Origin of the sequence: Burkholderia sp. AU45251, from assembly GCF_030482905.1 — a bacterium.
Taxonomy (GTDB): domain Bacteria; phylum Pseudomonadota; class Gammaproteobacteria; order Burkholderiales; family Burkholderiaceae; genus Burkholderia; species Burkholderia aenigmatica.
Genome location: NZ_JAUJQH010000019.1, coordinates 74,492 through 93,733, shown reverse-complemented (window position 1 = coordinate 93,733; position 19,242 = coordinate 74,492). Strand labels below are relative to the sequence as shown.

Below are 19,242 nucleotides of genomic sequence, written 5' to 3'. Positions count from 1 at the left end.
GTTACCGAAATGATCAACCCGACCAAGCAGCGGAACCTCGCTTCCGCGACGGCCCAGCCGGTGGGCAACCGTACGCCGCTGTTGCGCGGCACCGATCACCGTGCCCGCGTGCAATCGCTGATCCGCACCGCCGGCATGCTGCCGGTGCTGCTGGTTCTGTGCATCGGCTTCGGCTTCCTGACCGACGGTTTCTTCACGCTGCAGAACCTGTCGATCGTCACGCAGCAGGCGTCGATCAACATCGTGCTCGCCGCCGGCATGACCTTCGTGATCCTCACGGGCGGCATCGACCTGTCGGTCGGCTCGGTGCTCGCCGCCGCGGCCGTCGCGGCGCTGCTCGCGTCGACCATCCCGGGCTGGGGCTGGCTCGGCGTGCCGTTCGCGCTCGTCGTCGGCCTCGTGTTCGGCGCGATCAACGGCGGCCTGATCTCGTTCCTGCGCCTGCCGCCGTTCATAGTCACGCTCGGCGCGATGACGGCCGTACGCGGCGTCGCGCGCCTGATCGGCAACGACACGACCGTGTTCAATCCGCAGTTGCCGTTCGCGTTCATCGGCAACGGCACGATCCTCGGTGTGCCGTGGCTCGTCGTGATCGCGTGCGCGGTGATCGCGATCTCGTGGTTCATCCTGCGCCGCACGGTGCTCGGGATGCGCATCTATTCGGTCGGCGGCAACCCGGAAGCCGCCCGCCTGTCCGGCATCAACGTGCGGGCGATCCAGTTGTTCGTGTACGCGGCGTCGGGGTTGCTCGCCGGCCTCGGCGCGGTGATGTCGGCCGCGCGGCTCTATGCGGCCAACGGCCTGCAGCTCGGCCAGTCGTACGAACTCGACGCGATCGCCGCGGTGATCCTCGGCGGCACGAGCTTCGTCGGCGGTGTCGGCTCGATCGTCGGCACGCTGATCGGCGCGCTGATCATCGCGGTGCTGACGAACGGCCTCGTGTTGCTCGGCGTATCGGACATCTGGCAGTACATCATCAAGGGGCTCGTGATCATCGGCGCCGTCGCGCTCGACCGCTACCGCCAGCGCGATTCCGCACGTACCTGAACCCCTTCCCGTTCATTCGACCTTGCGGCGCAGGCCGATCCCTGCGCCCGCTCGCCAGCCCACTTCTCGGAGACACAACGACATGTTCAAACACAAAGCCATCCTGACCGCCGCTGCCTGCGCACTCGCCTTCGGCGCTTCCGCCGCGCACGCGGCCGACAAGCCGCTCAAATCGATCGGCGTCACGGTCGGGTCGCTCGGCAATCCGTACTTCGTCACGATCGTCAAGGGCGCCGAGGCGCGTGCCAAGCAGCTCAACCCGAATGCGAAGGTCACGGCCGTGTCGGCCGACTATGACCTGAACAAGCAGTTCACGCAGATCGACAACTTCATCTCCGCGCACGTCGACATGATCCTGCTCAACGCAACCGACCCGAAGGCGATCGAGCCGGCGGTGAAGAAAGCGCAGGCGGCCGGCATCACGGTCGTCGCGGTCGACGTCGCGGCGGCCGGCGCGAACGCGACCGTGCAGACCAACAACGTGAAGGCCGGCGAGCTGGCATGCGATTACATCGCGAAGAAACTCAATGGCAAGGGCAACGTGATCATCGAGAACGGCCCGCAGGTGTCCGCCGTGATCGATCGCGTCAACGGCTGCAAGACCGTGCTCGCGAAAAATGCCGGCATCAAGGTACTGTCGAGCGACCAGGACGGCAAGGGCTCGCGCGAAGGCGGGATGAATGCGATGCAGGGCTACCTGACGCGCTTTCCGAAGCTCGATGCAGTATTCACGATCAACGACCCGCAGGCGATCGGCAGCGATCTCGCCGCGAAACAGCTGAACCGTCCGGGCATCGTAATCACGTCGGTGGACGGCGCGCCCGACATCGAAGTCGCGCTCAAGACCAACACGCTCGTGCAGGCATCGTCGAGCCAGGATCCGTGGGCGATGGCGCAGCAGGCCGTCAACGTCGGCTACGGGATCATGAACGGCCAGAAGCCGGCCAACCCGATGATCCTGATCGAACCGACGCTCATCACGCGCGACAACGTGAAGAGCTACAAGGGCTGGAGCACCCCGCGCTGATCGCGCCGCCCCGCCGCAAAACCGGGCGGTGCCCGGCCGCATCGCCGCACGCGACGGCCGGCTCCACCCGCCTGCCGACTTCCCCCCGTGCATGGCCGCGCGCAACGTCGCGGCACAAGGTTTCGACATGACGACGACGTTTCCCCGCCTGATCGTATTCGGCGAAGCACTGACCGATTTCATCCGCGACGACGCGCAGCGCTGGCACAGCGTCGCTGGCGGCTCATGCTGGAACGTCGCGCGCGTCGGTGCGCGACTCGGCGTGCCGACGGCCTTCGCCGGCACGATCAGCCGCGACATCTTCGGCGACGAGCTGATGCGCAAGAGCGCCGACGCGGGGCTCGACCTGCGCTTCATCCGGCAGGTCGATCGCGCGCCGCTGCTTGCGATGGTCGTGTCGAAGCAGCCGCCCCACTATTTCTTCATCGGCGAGCACAGCGCCGATCTCGCGTTCGATCCGGCGGACCTGCCCGCCGGCGCACTCGACGCGGCCGAGATCGTGCATGTCGGTTCGCTCGGTGTCGTGCGCGAGCCGCTCGCGTCGCGCCTGATCGAAGTTGCGCAAGCTGCGCGGGCGGCCGGCAAGCGGATCTCGTTCGACCCGAACTTCCGTGCGCCGATGGCCGCGCCATCGTATCGCGACACGCTGTGCCGGCTGGCCGGGCTCGCCGACTGGATCAAGGTATCCGACGAGGATCTGCACGGGCTGTTTCCCGAACTCGATGAAGCCGCCGCGCTCGCGCAACTGCGCACGTGGGCGCCGGACGCGACGATGCTCGTCACCCGCGGCGCGTCCGGCATGCAGCTCCTGCATCGCGACACCGTGCTGTTCCAGCCCGCGTTCCCGACCGAGGTTGCCGACACCGTCGGCTGCGGCGATGCGAGCATCGGGGGCTGGCTCGCGAGCCAGCTTGCGCGGCCCGATGCGTCAGCCGCCGAGCATCTGCGCTACGCAGCCGCCTGTGCGGCGGTCGCCTGTGCGCATGCAGGCGCCTATGCGCCGACGGCGGCCGAAGTGACCGACATGATCGATCGCTCGGCCGACGCTGTCGTTTCGCAATAACACGCGCCGGCGCGCCGCCCCGGCACCGTCAAGCGGCGGTCGTTCCGCCGCTACCGTTCGGCGGCATCCCGGCCTGCAGCAGCTGCAGGCTCTCGTCGACGCTCAATTCGGACATCGCGTCGTCGTGCAGCGTCTCGTCCGCTGCGCGGCGCAACGCATGCAGCGCGTGCACCTTGAGCCGTACGATCGCAAGGCGCAACCCGCGCGCCGTGCATTCAGCCGCGAACGTGCGCAACGATTCGATCGTCGTGCCGTCGACATCCGGCGTTTCCTCGAGGCTGAGCATCACCGTATGCGTGTCCGGCGCGGTCTTCATCAGCGCACGCACGCGGTTCAGCATCCGGTCCGCATTCGCGAAGAACAGCTGCGCCTCGGGCCGCACGATCAGCACGCCCGACACCGGCTTCGCATCGGCGTGGCTCGCCACGTCGACGAAGTCGTGACTGTCGCGCAGCCGGCCGAGCACGCTGACGTTCGGCTCGGACAGCTTGCGCAGCGTCAGCAGCAGGCTCACGCCGATGGCCGCGAGCAGCCCGTGCAGCACGCCGAGCACGAGCACTGCGAGCAGCGCGGCGATCACGACGAGCCGGTCGCGATGCCAGGCCCAATACGGCCGGAATACCGACGGATGCAGCGAGTGGCTGACCGCGAAGATCACGATCGCCGCGAGCACGGGCTCCGGCGTGCGCGCGAGCTGCGGCAGCAGCAGCCAGACGATCAGCGCGACCACACCCGCCGCCCACAGGCCTGCAAAGCGCGACTGCGCGCCGGCCGCTTCGTTCGCCGAGGTCGCCGAATAGCCCGCACCGACCGGCATCCCGTGCAGCAGGCCCGACACCAGATTCGCGCAGCCGAGCGCGACGAGGTCGCGATTCGGCGACACGCTGTCGCCATGCTTCAGCGCGAAGTTGCGGATCGATCCGTACGATTCCGCGTAGAGGATCAGCATCAGCGCGAACGCAAGCTCGATGGTCTGCATCCACGCATTGCGGTCGAGGGTCGGCAAGCCGAACTCGATGTGCTTGAAATCGATGTGGCCGACGATCGCGATCCCGTATCGCTGCCAGTCGATCGCATAGCCGGCCACGATCGACAGCACGATCACGACGAGCGTCGCGGGCACGCGCGAGCTCCGCCCGAGCGTGAACAGCAATGCCAATGCGGTCGCACCGAGCGCGACGCTGGCGAGATTCGCATGCGGCGCGCCGGTGACCAGGTCGAGCGCGACATGCGGCGCATCGCTGTGCTGCACGGAAATCGCGAGAATCTTCGGCAACTGCTTGATGACGATCGTCACCGCGAGGCCGAACGTGAAGCCGCGCAGCACCGGCCGCGCGACGAAATCCGACATGCCGCCGAGCCGCGCGGCGCCCGCCAGGATGAACAGCACGCCCGTCATCGCGACGAGCGCCGCCGCGAGCGCGAGCTGCGCGGCGAGCGCCATCCCCGACTCCGCGAGCACCGTCGCGGCCAGCACGGCGGCGGACGACGACGTCGACGACACGATCGCGAAGCGGCTGCTGCCGGTGAGCGCATAGACGACGAGACCCGACAGCAACGCGATGAGACCTGCCTGCGGCGGCAGGTTGGCCAACCCCGCGTACGCGACCGCCTCGGGTATCAGCAGGCCCGCGATCGACAGGCCGGCCAGCGCATCGAGGCCGATGCGTCGCTTGGGTGGCGGCGAAGTCGCGTCGAGCACGGCGAAATGGTCGGCATGCTGCGGGCCGGCCTCGGGACGGATCGGGGCGGTCGTCATGAGGCGGTCAAGGCTTGACGGCGATGACGCCCGACCAGCCGGGCAGATAGCGTGCATCCTGCTCATGTGCGCGATGCAGTGCGATATCGAGCGCCTTCGCGAAATTCTTGCGGATCTGGTCGAGCGACACGTGCTGGCGCAGGTAGTCGGCCCACAGGAATTCGCTGAACGGCGTCGCGTCCTTCGCATAGCCGCCCGCCGTGCGCAGCTCGCCGGCAAGGCTGCGGTACGGATCGTCCACGAGCCCCGTCAGCGCCTTCGGCAGATTCTCGTAGTCGCGGCGCGTGCCGTCCGCGCCGAACGGATGCACCCACTGATTGTGTTCCATCATCCGCCAGAAGATCGTGTGGTCGAGCCACGACAGATCCTTCAGCAGCATCGCGTTCACGCGCGCCTCGCCTTCCTCGATCAGTGCGAGGCCGAGATGGTGGTGATCGGTGATGTAGTGCAGCCCGTCCGGGCCGAGCACGGCCGGGAACCAGTGCGATTCGATCGCGGCCTTGCGCGCACGCTTGCTGAGCCCCTTCCAGTGCTTTCGCTTCGCCTTGACTTCGCGATAGCCGACCGTCATCTGCGTGGGACGCAGTTCTTCAAGCTTGACGGGAATCAGATGAACATCATTGCCGAGTGCCATGGTCGTACCCCATGTTGCGAAATTCCGGCAACGATACTCCTGATCGCGCGAGCCGTTAATACGTCATGACCTCGATACGCATCCGGTTGACGATCTCTGACATCCTCCTGCGCATGCGCTACGCACGCAGATCGTTGCGTTCGAGACGATGTCGAATGTAAGGAATACCGTCGTGCACGATGCTCACGCGACGCATCCCGAGCTTGCGCGCGACATTCAGCGAGCCTCTGTTGGCCTCCGCGATATCGGCGATCACGCGCGGCAGCCGCACCGTGTCGAAGGCATGACGCACGACGGCTGACGCAGCCTCGCTCGCGATGCCGCGCCCCCATGTCGTACGCACCAGCCGCCAGCCGATCTCGACGTCGCGCGCGCCGTCCGCATAGTCGGGAATCAGCAGGATCCAGCCGATGAACGCATCGGGCGCGGCCTTCTCGAAGATCGACCAGTAGCCGAGGCCCGGCGGATAGTCGCGCGTGATCCGGTGCGTGACGAAGCGTCGATGCTCGACCGGATCGTGCCACGGGCCCGCGATGTGCCGCGTGACCTCGGGATTGCGATCCATCTCGATGCACGCATCGAGGTCGGCCAGCACACGCGGACGCAGCCACAGCCGGGCCGTTTCGAGCACCGGCAGCGTGGCGGCGGAAGGTTCGGTCATCTGGACTCCTGATTCGGTGACGATGTGCATCGGGCGCATTACAAAACAACTACAAAAAGCCTGCCGGAATGATACAGATGCCTGTCGCCTGTTTCGTGCGACGCCGTTTCCATTTCCGAAACAGTTCATTTCCTAGGGATTATTCCCGATTCGACGTTATCGCGCCCTACATCGCCCGGCGCCGCGGCCTACACTCGATCAATGCCCCCGCACCGCGCGCAAGCCGGGCCCGCATCCGCATCCGCATGCACATCGCGAGCGCGCAAGCCAACGAGGAGACCTCGGACATGAGCTGGACCCGCGAACAACGCAACGTCACGATCGCCGCCTACCTCGGCTGGACGCTCGATGCGTTCGATTTTTTCCTGATGGTTTTCGTGCTGAAGGACATCGCCGCCGAATTCGGGTCGACGATCCCCGCCGTCGCGTTCGCGCTCACGCTGACGCTCGCGATGCGCCCGCTCGGCGCGCTGATCTTCGGCCGACTCGCCGACCGCTTCGGCCGGCGCCCGACGCTGATGGTCAACATCGCATGCTATTCGCTGCTCGAACTCGCGTCGGGTTTCGCGCCGAGCCTGACCGCGCTGCTCGTGTTGCGCGCGCTGTTCGGTGTCGCGATGGGCGGCGAATGGGGCGTCGGCTCCGCGCTGACGATGGAAACCGTGCCGACCCATGCGCGCGGCTTCGTGTCGGGGCTGCTGCAGGCCGGCTATCCGAGCGGCTACCTGCTCGCGTCCGTCGTGTTCGGCCTGTTCTACCAGTACATCGGCTGGCGCGGGATGTTCATGGTCGGCGTGCTGCCCGCGCTGCTCGTGCTCTACGTGCGCGCACACGTGCCCGAATCGCCGGCGTGGAAGCAGATGGAGAAGCGCCCGCGCCCGAGCCTTGGCACCACGATGCGGCAGAACTGGAAGCTCACGATCTACGCGATCGTGCTGATGACCGCGTTCAACTTCTTCTCGCACGGCACGCAGGATCTCTATCCGACGTTCCTGCGCGAGCAGCATCACTTCGATCCGCATACCGTGTCGTGGATCACGATCGTGCTGAACATCGGCGCCATCGTCGGCGGCCTGTCGTTCGGTGCGATCTCGGAGCGGATCGGCCGGCGTCGCGCCATCTTCATCGCTGCGCTGATTGCACTGCCCGTGCTGCCGCTGTGGGCATTTTCGAGCGGCCCGGTTGCGCTCGCCGCGGGTGCGTTCCTGATGCAGATCTCAGTGCAGGGTGCGTGGGGCGTGATCCCGGTTCACCTGAACGAGATTTCGCCCGACGAGATCCGCGCGACCTTCCCCGGCGTCGTCTACCAGCTCGGCAACCTGCTCGCGTCGGGCAACGCGACAATGCAGGCCTCGCTCGCCGTGTCGAACAACAACAATTACAGCTTCGCGCTCGCGCTCGTGGCCGGCATCGTCGCCGTCGTGATCGCCGTGCTGATCCTGTTCAGCCGCGAACGGCGCGGCATCGACATGACGCAATCGGTCAATACGCGTAGCACGGTCAGCTGACCCCGCGGATTGACGCATCGCACCATCGCGCGTGCCCCGCCCTGCCGAGGGCACGCGCGATACTTTCCGCATCCGCACATCGAACTAGAGGAATTTGTCCAGATTCCCCGCTTGCCCGCTCCGCCTGCCCTTTTTTATCTTAATAAAAACGACTGTTTGAATCAGACAAACAAATCACCAGTTCGCGGCCGGGCGACCGGCATGGGAGGCGGGACATGGCAGTAAGTCAGGAAGGACGGCCATCCGTGGGACGGCCGTCCGGGGCACGGTCATCCGGCACTCGGCAGACCGGCGGGACGAAGGCGCGCATCCTCGATGCGGCCGAGGATCTGTTCATCGAGCATGGCTTCGAGGCGATGTCGATGCGCCAGATCACCTCGCGCGCGGCGGTCAACCTGGCCGCGGTCAACTACCACTTCGGCAGCAAGGAAGCGCTGATTCACGCGATGCTGTCGCGCCGGCTCGACCAGCTCAACCAGGAACGCCTCGGCATCCTCGACCGCTTCGATGCGCAACTCGGCACGCACATCACCTGCGAGCACGTGCTCGGCGCGATGTTCATTCCCGCGCTGAAGGCATCGCGCAATCCCGAGCGCGGCGGGCCCGGGTTCCTGCGCCTGATCGGCCGTGCGTACACCGATCCGTCGCCGTTCGTGCGCAACTTCCTGACCGCGCACTACGCGAGCGTCGCGGGCCGCTTCTTCGACGCGTTCCAGCGGGCATTGCCGCACCTGCCGCGCACGGAGCTCGGCTGGCGCCTGCACTTCGCGATCGGCGCGCTGTCCGGCGCGCTCGCCGGCGCCGAAACGGAAAGCCTGATCGACGAGTTCTCGCAAGGCCGCACGATGAACGACGTGCAGATGATCGCGCGACTGTCGTCGCTGATCGTCGCCGCGCTGAAAGCGCCGATGCCCGACAGCGCGCAACTGTCGATCTTCGCGGCCGTGCTCGACGACGCAGGCGCGAGCGAAGCGTTCGGGCTGCCGCAGTCGGGCGCGACCACCGCCGATACGGCGACGCTGCATTCCACGAACTGAGCGCGCGAGGCCACGCGCGGCTTCCTGTTCACGATTTGATTGAAACGCGCGGTCACGCGGGGCGTCGAGACGCCCCCGTCGATCGACCGTGCGGCACGGGGCACGGGCGGGTGCTGAAGCACCCGCCGTCGCCGAGAGCAAAGACCGGAGACATGTCATGTCATCTTCCGCAGCACCCGCAGCGGCCCAGGTTCCGCCGAACTCCGACGGCATCTGGTACGCGTCATACCCGCCCGGCGTCCCGCACGAGATCGACGTCACGCAATATGCATCGCTCGTGCAATTCTTCGACGAATGCACGAGCCGCTTCGCCGAGCGCGTCGCCTATGTGAGCGCAGGCGCATCGATGACCTACCGCACGCTCGCGCAGAAAGTCGACGCGTTCGCATCGTATCTGCAAAGCCTCGGCGTCAAGCCCGGCGACCGCGTCGCGATCATGCTGCCGAACACGTTCCAGTACCCGGTCGCGCTGTTCGGCACGCTGAAGGCCGGCGCGATCGTCGTCAACGTCAATCCGCTCTACACCGTGCGCGAACTCGCGCACCAGCTGAAGGACAGCGGCGCGCAAACGATCGTCGTGTTCGAGAACTTCGCGCGCACGCTGCAGGACGCGCTGCCGGAAACGCAGGTGAAGAACATCATCGTCACCGCGCTCGGCGACCTGCTCGCCGACGGCTTCAATGCGAAAGGACGCCTGATCAATTTCGTGCTGAAGCACGTGAAGAAGCTCGTGCCGGCCTACCACCTGCCGCAGGCCATCCGGTTGCGCTCCGCCCTCGCGCTCGGTGCACGCGGCAAACCGCAACCCGTGAAGATCACGCGCGACGACCTCGCGTTCCTGCAATACACGGGCGGCACGACGGGCGTCGCGAAAGGCGCGATGCTCACGCACGGCAACCTGATCGCGAACCTGCTGCAAGCGAAGGCCTGGATCGCCGACCAGGTATCGGGCGACGTCGAAACCGTGCTCACGCCGCTGCCGCTGTATCACATCTATTCGCTGACGGTGAACGCATTCATCTTCATGGGGCTCGGCGGGCGCAACATCCTGATCGCGAACCCGCGCGACATGACGATGGTGATGAAGATCATCCGCAACGAGACGTTCACCGGCATCACCGGCATCAACACGCTGTACAACGCGTTCCTCGACAACGAGGAATTCCGCAGGCGCGACTTCTCGAAGCTGAAGCTCGCGATGGCGGGCGGGATGGCGATGCAGCGCGCGGTCGCGGAGCGCTTCCAGCAAGTGACGGGCCGGCCGGTCGTCGAAGGCTATGGCCTGACCGAATGCTCGCCGATCGTCACGATGAACCCCGTGGACCTGAACGACATGGCCGCGTTCAGCGGGTCGATCGGCCTGCCCGCGCCGTCCACCATCGTGCGCTTTCGCCGCGAGGACGGCACCTGGGCGCCCATCGGCGAACCGGGCGAGCTGTGCGTGCACGGTCCGCAGGTGATGCGCGGCTACTGGCAACGCCCCGACGAGACGGCCAAGGTGATCGACGCCGACGGCTGGCTCGGCACCGGCGACATCGGCGTGATGGACGAGCGCGGCTTCATCCGCCTGATCGACCGCAAGAAGGACATGATCCTCGTGTCGGGCTTCAACGTGTATCCGAACGAGATCGAGGAAGTGCTGGTGATGCATCCGGGCATCAGCGAAGCCGCGGCGATCGGCATTCCTGACGAGGTACAAGGCGAACGGATCAAGGTATTCGTCGTGCGCCGCGACCCGTCGCTGACGGTCGACGACGTGCTCGCACACTGCCGCAAGAACCTGACCGGCTACAAGATGCCGAAATTCGTCGAGTTCCGCGACGCGCTGCCGCAGACCAACGTCGGCAAGATCCTGCGCCGCGCGCTGCGCGACGAGGAACTCGCCAAAATCAAGGCCGCGAAGCAAGGCTGAACGATCCATCGCCCCGGGAGACGCCGTCGATGAACGAAGGAAAGAAGCGCCACGCGCGGCATGCCGCCGCCGTGGCAGTCGCCTGCCTGTTGTCGCTCGGACAGGCGGGCCTGCATGCACAGGAAACGGCCGCCGCCGCGGGCGCGGCAGCGGGTGCCGCACTGCCGGCGGATCTCGCGAAAGTCACGCGCGAGCCGGTCGCGCAGCAGGCGCGCTGGCTGCGCACGGCCGCACAGCGCGGCACGCTCGCGCAATTCGATGACGCGACGCTCACGGCGCTGTTCAAGGCACTCGATCCGCTCGCCGTACCGCTTTATATCCGGAACGGTCCCAACGGCTATCCGTCATACCAGTTCACGATGGTGCGCCAGGAGCGCATCAGCGGAAAATGGTCCGATACGCCCGACCACATGCTCGTGAAGACCACCCGCGAGCCGCTGCGCGTCTATGCGAAATGGCTGCCGGGCGGTGCGCACGCCGGCCAGGAGACCATCTACGACGCGACGCAGCGCAAGGACGAGATGTACGGTCACCTCGGCGGCCTGCTCGGCAAGATTCCGCTGTGGACGGCACTCGACGGCGCACTCGCGCGCGCCCAGTCGAATCACCAGGTGACGGATCTCGGCACCGAGTTCATCACGAACCTGTACCTGACCGAAGGGAAGAAATACGTGGAAGCCGGCGTGCAGCGGCCGACCGATGTGGAAGCCAGAACGATCGGCGGCGTGCGCGTGGTCGCGCTCACCTACGAAACGCCGACCGGCCGGCCGCAGTTCTACGCGAAGAAGGAAGTCCTCGGGCTCGACCTGCACGCGCCCTATTTCCGGACCGTCGAGTCCTATGACAACGACGGCAAGATCTTCGAGCGGATCGTCATCGAGAAAATCACACCGGCGACACTCGACGACACCGCATTCGACCCGAAAAACCCCGACTACGCGTTCTGATGCGCGCCGGCGGGGCCGGCCTCGGGCTCAATCGTCATCGTCGTCGCCGTGGTGCCGGTGCCATCGCTTGTAATAGTGCTTGCGCCACTTGCGATAGCGATCGTCGTCGTCATCGCCGTAGTAACCGTATCCGTAGCCTGGATAGGCGACCACGGCCGGCTGCGGCGCCACATAGACCGGCGCCGGTTCGACATAGACCGGCGCGACCGGTACGCCGATGCCGACCGACAGGTCGACATGCCCCGCCATCGCACTGCCGGAAGCCAGCAACGCGACGGCCCCGACCCACCCTGCCCATCGTCTCTTGTTCATGTTCTGAATCCCTGATATGCCGGCCCGCCCGGCTCGCCCGACCAATGTACGTGCGGCGCGCGAACCAAGGTGATACGGCACTGCGAGAGTCGTAACGCGGCGTAACGAAATGACATTAGCCGTTCGGTCGAATCGCGAAAATGCGCTGGAACGTCTATAGTGGGTTACGGTTCGACACAATCACGACTGCGCGCTCCCCGATTGAACAGGGTAGAATCCCGCCAAACACCTTGTGGACGAACACGCCACACACACGCACAACATATTCTCTGACGCAGGCTCCTGCCGCACCTCAATGGCCAATCCCGCAGAATCCCATCCGCAAAACGACTTCATCAATTCGGCGCGCAAGGAACGTAAGCGCGTTGAAATCTATCTCGTCAACGGCATTCGTCTGACGGGATGTATCGAGTCGTTCGACCAGTACCTGGTGATGCTGCGCACCCCCGTGGGTCTGCAAGGCATCTACAAGCGCGCGATTTCCACGATCCAGCTCGACACGGGCGGCTCGCGCCCGGGTGGCAGCGGCCCCCGCGGGCCGCGCACCGGCGGGCGCCCGGGTGGCCGTGAAGGCGGCGGTCACAGCCCGTACGGCTCGCACGGCGGCTCGCGCGAATCGCGCGGCGACGGCGGTTACGGCTCCCGCGAACCGCGTGAAGGCTATGGCTCGCGCGAACCGCGCGAAGGCTACGGCGCCCCGCGCGAACCCCGTGAACCGCGCGAAAGCTACGGCGCGCCACGCGACGCCGGCGACGCATCCGGCAGCGCATCGCCGTCGGATTCGCGCGGCGGCAACGGGCCGGTGATCGTGACACGCCGCCGGCGAATCGTGCCGGACGGCCAGTAAAACAAAAGGGCAAGCCAACCGGCTTGCCCTTTTTACTTGTGCGGCCGGCGCGGCATGTCGCCGCACCGCCATCGGGTTCAGTGTGCCGTCGTCGGCAGGCCCGCATCGGCCTCGCGCTGCAACGAACGCACCTGCTGCTGCAACGTACGCAGTTGTGACTGCAGCTCGGCCTGCTGCGCCTGCAATGCGGCCGTCTCGTTGCGTACGCTCTTCTGGCGATCCGCGACCGCCGCCTGCTGCTGGCGGGCGATCGAGATATCGGCCTGCAGGCGCCGCGCGCGATCCTGCGTGACTTCGATCTGCTTGTCCATTTGCGCTTTCTGCGATTCCAGCTTCGCTGCCCGCAGTTCGTTCACGGCCAGCCGCTCCGCCTGATGCGAGAAATCGCGATAGATCGCTTCCGCACGCGTTTCGTCGTAAGTCTTGATCACGCGCCAGAACGCCTTCTGCTGGAACAGTGCAACGAAGTACGCACCGTCCTTGACGTTGAACAGCAGGCTCGCGCCGTAGCTGCCGTTATAGCTCGTGCGCATTTCCGTCAGCGTGTGCGACTGGATCTGGCGCTGCAGGTCGTCGACCGTGCTCGGCCCCGTCGACTCGCCCGCCTGCGGCTGCACCGATGTCTGCGAATCGATCACCGGAATTGCCGCAACCGGCGCCGACGCCTGCTGTACTGCCGGCGAACCGCTGTCTGCCAGACTTTGCGCGTATGCGCCCTGCATGCCCCCCACCAGGGCGAGCAATACGCACGCCCTTCCCAACCCCGTCTTATGGCTCATGAAGTTCTATTCCCGCCCGAGTCGTTATAATTCAGCGCGATTTTATCTCATTAATTACTCACTTTCGCGGGTCTCGGGTTCCTCGTCGAAGATCTGATATTTACGCATTTTTTCCCACAATACCTTGCGGCTGATGCCGAGCTGCTGCGCCGTGTCCTGACGCCGCCAACCGTTTGCGTCGAGCGCCGCAATGACGCGACTGCGCTCGTTCATGTCCCACTTGCTGCGGTCGACGAAGACCTCGGCCGCGCTCTCCGCCGGTACCGGCTGCGCCGAATTGCGAGCGTGCGCAATCAGCCGCTGCAACCGCGCGGCATCCCACCCGCCCGTCTGCCGCACCGTCACGCCGACACGCTCGGCGAGGTTGCGCAGTTCACGCACGTTGCCGGGGAAATAGCTGTCGGCGACCGAATCCGTCAGCCAGTACGGCAGATCGGACAACTGAGCGAGCCGATCCTCGCCGACGATCTGCGCGACGAACGACTTGAACAGCGCGATCTTGTCGACCGCGCCGCGCTCTTCCAGCGACGGAATGCTCAGCTCGATCACCGCGAGCCGGTAGTAGAGATCGGCACGGAACAGGCCATCCTTCACGAGCTGCGGCAGCTTCTTGTTGCTCGCCGCGACCAGGCGGAAATCGACCTTGACCGACGTCGCCGCACCGACGCGCAGCACCGCGCCGTCCTCGAGCACGCGCAGCAGCTTGACCTGCTGGTACAGCGGCAGATCGCCGACTTCGTCGAGGAACAGCGTGCCGCCCCCCGCCTGCTCGAAATAGCCTTTATGCGCAACAACCGCGCCCGTGAACGATCCTTTCGCATGACCGAAGAACAGCGATTCGAACAGGCCGTCGGGAATCGCGCCGCAGTTCACCGGTACGAATTCGCCGTGCCGGTAACGCGAATGCTTTTCGTGCAGCAGTTGCGCGATGCGCTCCTTGCCGACGCCGGTTTCGCCGTGCAACAGCACGTTGGTGTCGCAGTCGGCAAACGTATCGACTTCATGCAGCAGTGCCTGCATCGATTCCGAGTGCGCGACGAGTTCGGTCGGATGCGACGTTTCAGCCGTATGCGCACGCAGCTGCGTGACGAGCTTGCCGATCATGCCGCGCAGTTCGGCGCAGGTGAAGTCGAGCGGCAGGATATGCGAATACTCGGGCGGATACTGCGACGCGTCGTGGTCGCGCGCCGCGCCGACCCAGACGACCGGCATGCCGATGTTGGCCTGCCAGTCGCGCAGGAACGCCGCGCCGGTTTCGATCATCGTCACGCTGATGATCGCCAGCGACGGCCGCAAGGCGGCGCGCTCCGGCGAGATTTCCGCATTGTCGGCGCGGATCACTTCGACGTCGAAGCTCGCCATGCAGCGGGCAACGCGGTCGACAATGTCCGCTTTGCCTTCCCAGACGTACAGGTCGAGCTCTTCGATTGCGGAGGTGTTTCTCATTGTTGATGCTTTCAATGAACGATTTGCGGGGCATTGCAAGTCAGGCCATGTTGTATCACGGTCACCTGGCCGATTTGCAATCCTAATGCCGTCAGCAACGGTGTGACCAACAGGTTGAGCAACGGGTTGACGAGCCCGAGCAGCAGAGGAATGAGCTGATCCGTGAGCGGCTGAAGTATCAAGGTCAGGATCGATAGATCCAGTCCTGCCACGCTGAGCTGGAGCGGCGTTCCGCTCAACAGATTGGTCAGTTGCACGTTGAGTGTGTTGGTTGCTGTCGACGACGTGGTCCAATTGGGTCCCGGAGACCATGCGGACGACGTGCATGCGCCGTTACTCGGCTTGGTATTGCAGAACGAGTATTGCGAATTGTTCGGATACACGATTCCCGTCCCCGACAACGGCAGGCTGGTGCTCAGCGCACCTGGAGTCGAAGGCAATGGCGGCCCGCTGTAGATCGGCGTGCTGGTGCTGCTCCCAACGTACGCTACGGGGTTCGACAGCGACAGACTGAGTTGCAGAAGCGAGAAATTCACCACCCCTGACCCCGACAGTTTCGCCACAGAAAGCGTACCGCTGCTGGTCGCACAGCTCGGGGAATTGAGGTTCAACTTACCCCCGGTAGTCTGTCCGGCGCAAATCATCGCCACGCCCGGCAGCGCGCCGAACGTCGCGGTGCTCGATGCCGGGGTCGACTGGCAACTCGTACTGGCCAGCCAGGCCCGACCCGGCCCGCCCAGGATGATGTAGAGGGGCAAATGTGGCCCTGTCAGCTGAAACGTCAATACGTAGGGAATTCCCACCGGTGGCGGATCCGCCAGCACCTGCACGTCGACGAGGAGCCCGATCTCCGCTTGCGACGCCTGCGTGCGCCATATGCCGTTCACTTGTCCGGCTTCGCCTATTCCGATCGACGGCGGCGCCAGCACCTGCAATTGCAAGCTATTGACTCGAACCAGCGACGACACCGCTGAAATGAGCGGACAGAACGCACTACCGGGGCAGCTTGTTGAATTGACCGACAGTGTCAGCCCGCTGTTGTATGCACCGATCTCCGCCGTCGTGAGCAACAACTGAAGCACATTGATGCTCGCGTTCGCCGCCGCCTCCGCATTGCTGCCCGAGTATTGAAGGAGACTCCCCAAAGAAATCTTGTTGACATTGACATTGGCGCCAACGCTGTTGCTTAGCGCAGAGAGCACCGTGCCCACCGTGGTATTGCTGCCCACCGCCGTGGCGGTGAGGTTCAGGATATCCGAGACGGTCAGATTAAGACCGAGCAACTTCCCGATGCTGGCGGGGCTCGACATGCCCGCCGTGCCGAGTTGGGTCGCCACCGTCGCCAACTGACCCAGCGTAACGTTTGCTCCGGCCAACGCCTGGTAGTTGGCCAGGCCGACGTTGACGTTGGCCGAGGCCCCCAGCAATCCGGTGAGTAGCGGATCGAGTATCGCGGACGAGGAGGTATTCAGGCTCGCAAGCGTCGAACCCACGCTGAACGTGTCGATTGCCGACGCACGTGCAGTAGCCGTCGCGGAGACAGAGGTCTGTCGCCCGCTCAATTGGATCAGCAGCCCCAGGAAGAAGTAGTTCACCTGCCGGTACACCGTTACCTGCGCCGCATTCGCCGCAGTCGACGCCGGCGTCACGTAAGCGCTCGACGAATCCCAACTTCCGCAGCTGACGGCAATCTGGTCGTTTCCCGCGGTAGGATTTCCCGTCGCCGTGGCACCTATCAACGTAAATGCATAACCCTTGTCGTTGATGGTGGCACTCGTCGTCACATTGTTTTGTGCGTCGTTCAGGCAACTGATCGGATCGTTCGACATCGGCTGCACGGCCGCCAATGCGGCCATGTCCGCGATCCGCTGCAGATCCCGCTTCTGCAAATACAGATTCGCGATGTCGATCACCCCGAGCACAACGATCGCGACCATGACCCAGATCGCGGCCATGACCATGATGGAGCCGCGTTGACGTCGTTTGCCCGGCGAGCGAGCGCCGCGCCGCCGAGACCCATATGCTTGATCTGCCCGCATCGTCATCTCGCTTACTGCGCACTCTGCCCGCTACCCGACATGCCGCCGGACGAACTGCCCAGTGTGCTCATCATCGACTGCGGAATCTTGTTCTTGAACGAATCGAGATAACGCTGATAAACGAGCGACGCAACATCGCCGAGCATCGGCTGCACCGGTGCCGCCGCACGGTTGTCTCGCTGCATCGAAAGCCATGCCCTGGTCGAACGGTCGACGTCGGATGCGGCTGGCGCCGTACCTTGTTGCGCATGTACGACTGCGGTGCCCATTGCCATGCAAATGATCGCGCCCAGTACCGCGATCCGCCCCGCACGCATAGCCCGCTGATGGTTGTTATTCATGTCGTTCCCCGCCTGTCTGTTCTGTTCATTGTGCAAACCGTTGCAGCAATGGCACGGTCTGGTCATAGCCAAAATTGTTTGCCATCGGCGTGATCGGCGCGGTCGCGGTGCGCCGCGACACCACCGGTGGCGTTGCGACCGCACGCTGCTGTGCATGTGCAGCCGCCGTAATTTTTGCGGCATCGCCGACGATGTCCTTGCGAATATCCGCCGACAGATGCTGCTGGTTCATCAGCCGCTGCGCGTCCTGTGTGCGCCCTGCCGCGAGCAAATACAGCGCGAGGTTGCTGACGATTTTCGGATTGCGTTGATCCAGCTCCGCCGCCTTCATCAGCGGCACCCGAGCGCCGACCACATCGCCGCTACGCAATTTCGCGTAGGCGAGATCGGACAGCAGCGACGCGTCGGTCGGCTCGAGTTCGGTCGCCTGCGTCAGGGCCTGTACCGCGTGACCGAAATCGCCGGCCGCACCGGCGATCAACCCGAGCCCGCGGTAACCGCGAGCGGCGAGCGGCGTCTTCAGCAACTGCGTATAGGCGGCCGCACCGGCAGCAGGCTGGTCGGTCATGCGCAGTGCGTCTGCGCGCAGCAGGATCGTGTCCGGCGACACGCCGTACGCCTTGTCGTACGCATCGATATGCGCAAGCGACGCGTAATAGAGACCCTGTGCCTGCATCCGCTGGATCAGACCGAGATACATCGCGGGCGTATCCGGCACCGTCTGTTTCTGGTCAGCCGCATGAATCAGCGCCGCGCGTTCGGTCTGCGCACCGATGCCGTAACCGCTTTCCTTGGACGCGCAAGCACCCAGCAGCAGCACCGCCGCCACCATACTTGCGTGCCTCGTCATCCTGATGATCCGCTTCATCGTCGTCCCTTCCACCCATCATTGATGCGCCGACAGCGCATGCATCACGGCCAGCAACCCGGGCCCTGCCGTCACGATCAGCAGTGCGGGTAACAGCGTCAGGACCATGACACCCGTCATCTTCACGGTCAGTCGGCCGATCCGCTCGCGAAGCATCGCGCGGCGCGTCTCCCGCAGCCGGTCGCCGAACTGCTTGAGCGGCTCCTGCACCGCGCCGCCGTGCTTGTCGACCTGCACCATCAACCGGGCAATCGCACGCAAGTCCTCGTTTTCGAACCCGCCCGACAACCGCTGCATCGACTGATCGCGCGTGCGGCCTGCTGCGAACTGACGCTGTGCGATGCCGACCTCCGACGACAGCACCGGCATCATCCCGCGGAAATCGTTGGTCACGACCTGCAGGCTTTGATCCAGCGACAGCCCGACACCCTGCAACAGGCGCAGCATGTCGACGAACAACGGCAGTTCATCGACGACGCTTTGGCGACGAGCGGCGGCACGGCGTTGCACGTAAAGCTTCGGCAGCATGAAACCGAGCCCGAATGCGGCAAACATCCCGATCATCCAGTACGCGCCCTTCATTCGTCCGCTGGCGAATATCGCAAACAGAAGCGGCAACCCGATCCCGCAAGCGATCCGCGCGCTCAGGAACAGTCCGCGCGTGCGCGTATCGACGTAGCCGCATTGCTCGAGAATGCGGCGATCCTCTTCCGCGACAATGTGCTTGCCGAACCCGGTATCGAGCCAGCGCATCCCCGCCGCGGACAGTCGCGCAAGCATGCGCTCGATGCGCTGACGGCCGGGAGAGACCGGTTTCGCGTCGGTCGCGTCCTCCGCCGTGGGCCGTGCCTTGGCCGCGTCGCGTGTTGCCATGCGCTGGTCGAGCGCATCGGCCAGCGCGCGTTCAGCACGCGACGCCGCGCTCGCACGCATCAACGCAATCAGTCCAAACAACAGCACACCTAGCGCGCCAAGCGCCAGAGCAACCGATCCGATCTGAGTTGCCGTCATCGCA

At 65.1% G+C, this 19,242-nt stretch carries 17 protein-coding genes and 1 pseudogene; 8 read left to right on the top strand and 10 right to left on the bottom strand.

The window, feature by feature from the left end; translation table 11 throughout:
• Positions 1-93: 93 nt before the first annotated feature.
• From QZM67_RS28885 to QZM67_RS28875, 3 genes and pseudogenes are all read left to right on the top strand, one after another.
• A pseudogene (locus tag QZM67_RS28885) lies at positions 94-1,047 on the top strand (ribose ABC transporter permease); the annotation flags it as partial.
• 82 nt (positions 1,048-1,129) lie between these two features.
• Positions 1,130-2,074, top strand: coding sequence for an ABC transporter substrate-binding protein (locus QZM67_RS28880; RefSeq protein ID WP_301808615.1), 945 nt, complete (start codon positions 1,130-1,132; stop codon positions 2,072-2,074).
• 127 nt (positions 2,075-2,201) lie between these two features.
• Positions 2,202-3,137, top strand: coding sequence for a carbohydrate kinase (locus QZM67_RS28875; protein WP_301808613.1), 936 nt, complete (start codon positions 2,202-2,204; stop codon positions 3,135-3,137).
• 28 nt (positions 3,138-3,165) lie between these two features.
• Here the strand turns inward: QZM67_RS28875 and QZM67_RS28870 are convergent, their stop codons facing one another.
• From QZM67_RS28870 to QZM67_RS28860, 3 genes are all read right to left on the bottom strand, one after another.
• Entirely contained in the window at positions 3,166-4,896 is a 1,731-nt protein-coding gene (locus QZM67_RS28870; RefSeq protein WP_301808611.1) for a SulP family inorganic anion transporter, read from the bottom strand.
• Between the two features lie 7 nt (positions 4,897-4,903).
• The gene (locus QZM67_RS28865) at positions 4,904-5,530 is read right to left on the bottom strand and encodes a ParB-like protein (protein ID WP_175021871.1); all 627 of its coding nucleotides are present in this window, start codon (positions 5,528-5,530) and stop codon (positions 4,904-4,906) included.
• A 118-nt stretch (positions 5,531-5,648) separates the two neighbouring features.
• Complete coding sequence (locus QZM67_RS28860) at positions 5,649-6,191, bottom strand: GNAT family N-acetyltransferase (protein ID WP_301808608.1); 543 nt, start codon at positions 6,189-6,191, stop codon at positions 5,649-5,651.
• Between the two features lie 287 nt (positions 6,192-6,478).
• Between QZM67_RS28860 and QZM67_RS28855 the strand changes: the two genes are divergently transcribed.
• The 4 genes from QZM67_RS28855 (at position 6,479) to QZM67_RS28840 (ending at position 11,595) form a co-directional block, all read left to right on the top strand.
• The gene (locus tag QZM67_RS28855; RefSeq protein ID WP_175021873.1) at positions 6,479-7,699 is read left to right on the top strand and encodes an MFS transporter; all 1,221 of its coding nucleotides are present in this window, start codon (positions 6,479-6,481) and stop codon (positions 7,697-7,699) included.
• A 215-nt stretch (positions 7,700-7,914) separates the two neighbouring features.
• A complete protein-coding gene (locus tag QZM67_RS28850; RefSeq protein ID WP_175844237.1) occupies positions 7,915-8,736 on the top strand; it encodes a TetR/AcrR family transcriptional regulator in 822 nt (273 codons plus the stop codon).
• Between the two features lie 157 nt (positions 8,737-8,893).
• A complete protein-coding gene (locus tag QZM67_RS28845; RefSeq protein WP_301808599.1) occupies positions 8,894-10,648 on the top strand; it encodes an AMP-binding protein in 1,755 nt (584 codons plus the stop codon).
• Positions 10,649-10,677: 29 nt separating this feature from the next.
• Positions 10,678-11,595, top strand: a complete 918-nt coding sequence (locus QZM67_RS28840; RefSeq protein WP_301808596.1) for a DUF1571 domain-containing protein — start codon at positions 10,678-10,680, stop codon at positions 11,593-11,595.
• 27 nt (positions 11,596-11,622) lie between these two features.
• Here QZM67_RS28840 and QZM67_RS28835 read toward each other — a convergent pair whose 3' ends face one another.
• Positions 11,623-11,907, bottom strand: a complete 285-nt coding sequence (locus QZM67_RS28835) for a hypothetical protein (protein ID WP_175021877.1) — start codon at positions 11,905-11,907, stop codon at positions 11,623-11,625.
• Between the two features lie 295 nt (positions 11,908-12,202).
• On the opposite strand from QZM67_RS28835, the gene hfq reads away from it, so the two are divergent.
• Positions 12,203-12,754 carry an RNA chaperone Hfq gene (hfq, locus tag QZM67_RS28830; protein ID WP_301808672.1) on the top strand — a complete coding sequence of 184 codons (552 nt, stop codon included), beginning with the start codon at positions 12,203-12,205 and terminating at the stop codon, positions 12,752-12,754.
• 77 nt (positions 12,755-12,831) lie between these two features.
• Here hfq and QZM67_RS28825 read toward each other — a convergent pair whose 3' ends face one another.
• The 6 genes from QZM67_RS28825 to QZM67_RS28800 all read right to left on the bottom strand — a co-directional run bounded on the left by QZM67_RS28825 (position 12,832) and on the right by QZM67_RS28800 (position 19,238).
• The gene (locus QZM67_RS28825) at positions 12,832-13,533 is read right to left on the bottom strand and encodes a DUF2968 domain-containing protein (protein ID WP_301808593.1); all 702 of its coding nucleotides are present in this window, start codon (positions 13,531-13,533) and stop codon (positions 12,832-12,834) included.
• Between the two features lie 54 nt (positions 13,534-13,587).
• Complete coding sequence (locus tag QZM67_RS28820) at positions 13,588-14,979, bottom strand: sigma 54-interacting transcriptional regulator (protein WP_043182617.1); 1,392 nt, start codon at positions 14,977-14,979, stop codon at positions 13,588-13,590.
• 11 nt (positions 14,980-14,990) lie between these two features.
• Positions 14,991-16,940 carry a TadG family pilus assembly protein gene (locus tag QZM67_RS28815; protein ID WP_301808590.1) on the bottom strand — a complete coding sequence of 650 codons (1,950 nt, stop codon included), beginning with the start codon at positions 16,938-16,940 and terminating at the stop codon, positions 14,991-14,993.
• An 89-nt stretch (positions 16,941-17,029) separates the two neighbouring features.
• Entirely contained in the window at positions 17,030-17,359 is a 330-nt protein-coding gene (locus tag QZM67_RS28810) for a DUF3613 domain-containing protein (RefSeq protein WP_175021879.1), read from the bottom strand.
• Positions 17,360-17,384: 25 nt separating this feature from the next.
• The gene (locus tag QZM67_RS28805; RefSeq protein WP_175021880.1) at positions 17,385-18,227 is read right to left on the bottom strand and encodes a pilus assembly protein; all 843 of its coding nucleotides are present in this window, start codon (positions 18,225-18,227) and stop codon (positions 17,385-17,387) included.
• Positions 18,228-18,245: 18 nt separating this feature from the next.
• A complete protein-coding gene (locus QZM67_RS28800) occupies positions 18,246-19,238 on the bottom strand; it encodes a type II secretion system F family protein (protein WP_301808586.1) in 993 nt (330 codons plus the stop codon).
• Between the last annotated feature and the right edge of the window lie 4 nt (positions 19,239-19,242).

Excerpts from the sequence above, each read along its gene's own strand:
- QZM67_RS28870 (WP_301808611.1), bottom strand. The coding sequence starts at position 4,896 with ATGACGACCGCCCCGATCCGTCCCGAGGCCGGCCCGCAGCATGCCGAC.
- QZM67_RS28880 (WP_301808615.1), top strand. The coding sequence starts at position 1,130 with ATGTTCAAACACAAAGCCATCCTGACCGCCGCTGCCTGCGCACTCGCC.
- QZM67_RS28810 (WP_175021879.1), bottom strand. The coding sequence starts at position 17,359 with ATGAATAACAACCATCAGCGGGCTATGCGTGCGGGGCGGATCGCGGTA.
- QZM67_RS28840 (WP_301808596.1), top strand. The coding sequence starts at position 10,678 with ATGAACGAAGGAAAGAAGCGCCACGCGCGGCATGCCGCCGCCGTGGCA.
- QZM67_RS28805 (WP_175021880.1), bottom strand. The coding sequence starts at position 18,227 with ATGAAGCGGATCATCAGGATGACGAGGCACGCAAGTATGGTGGCGGCG.
- QZM67_RS28820 (WP_043182617.1), bottom strand. The coding sequence starts at position 14,979 with ATGAGAAACACCTCCGCAATCGAAGAGCTCGACCTGTACGTCTGGGAA.
- QZM67_RS28855 (WP_175021873.1), top strand. The coding sequence starts at position 6,479 with ATGAGCTGGACCCGCGAACAACGCAACGTCACGATCGCCGCCTACCTC.
- QZM67_RS28875 (WP_301808613.1), top strand. The coding sequence starts at position 2,202 with ATGACGACGACGTTTCCCCGCCTGATCGTATTCGGCGAAGCACTGACC.
- QZM67_RS28825 (WP_301808593.1), bottom strand. The coding sequence starts at position 13,533 with ATGAGCCATAAGACGGGGTTGGGAAGGGCGTGCGTATTGCTCGCCCTG.
- QZM67_RS28850 (WP_175844237.1), top strand. The coding sequence starts at position 7,915 with ATGGCAGTAAGTCAGGAAGGACGGCCATCCGTGGGACGGCCGTCCGGG.
- QZM67_RS28860 (WP_301808608.1), bottom strand. The coding sequence starts at position 6,191 with ATGACCGAACCTTCCGCCGCCACGCTGCCGGTGCTCGAAACGGCCCGG.
- QZM67_RS28815 (WP_301808590.1), bottom strand. The coding sequence starts at position 16,940 with ATGGTCATGGCCGCGATCTGGGTCATGGTCGCGATCGTTGTGCTCGGG.
- QZM67_RS28845 (WP_301808599.1), top strand. The coding sequence starts at position 8,894 with ATGTCATCTTCCGCAGCACCCGCAGCGGCCCAGGTTCCGCCGAACTCC.
- QZM67_RS28835 (WP_175021877.1), bottom strand. The coding sequence starts at position 11,907 with ATGAACAAGAGACGATGGGCAGGGTGGGTCGGGGCCGTCGCGTTGCTG.
- QZM67_RS28800 (WP_301808586.1), bottom strand. The coding sequence starts at position 19,238 with ATGACGGCAACTCAGATCGGATCGGTTGCTCTGGCGCTTGGCGCGCTA.
- hfq (WP_301808672.1), top strand. The coding sequence starts at position 12,203 with ATGGCCAATCCCGCAGAATCCCATCCGCAAAACGACTTCATCAATTCG.
- QZM67_RS28865 (WP_175021871.1), bottom strand. The coding sequence starts at position 5,530 with ATGGCACTCGGCAATGATGTTCATCTGATTCCCGTCAAGCTTGAAGAA.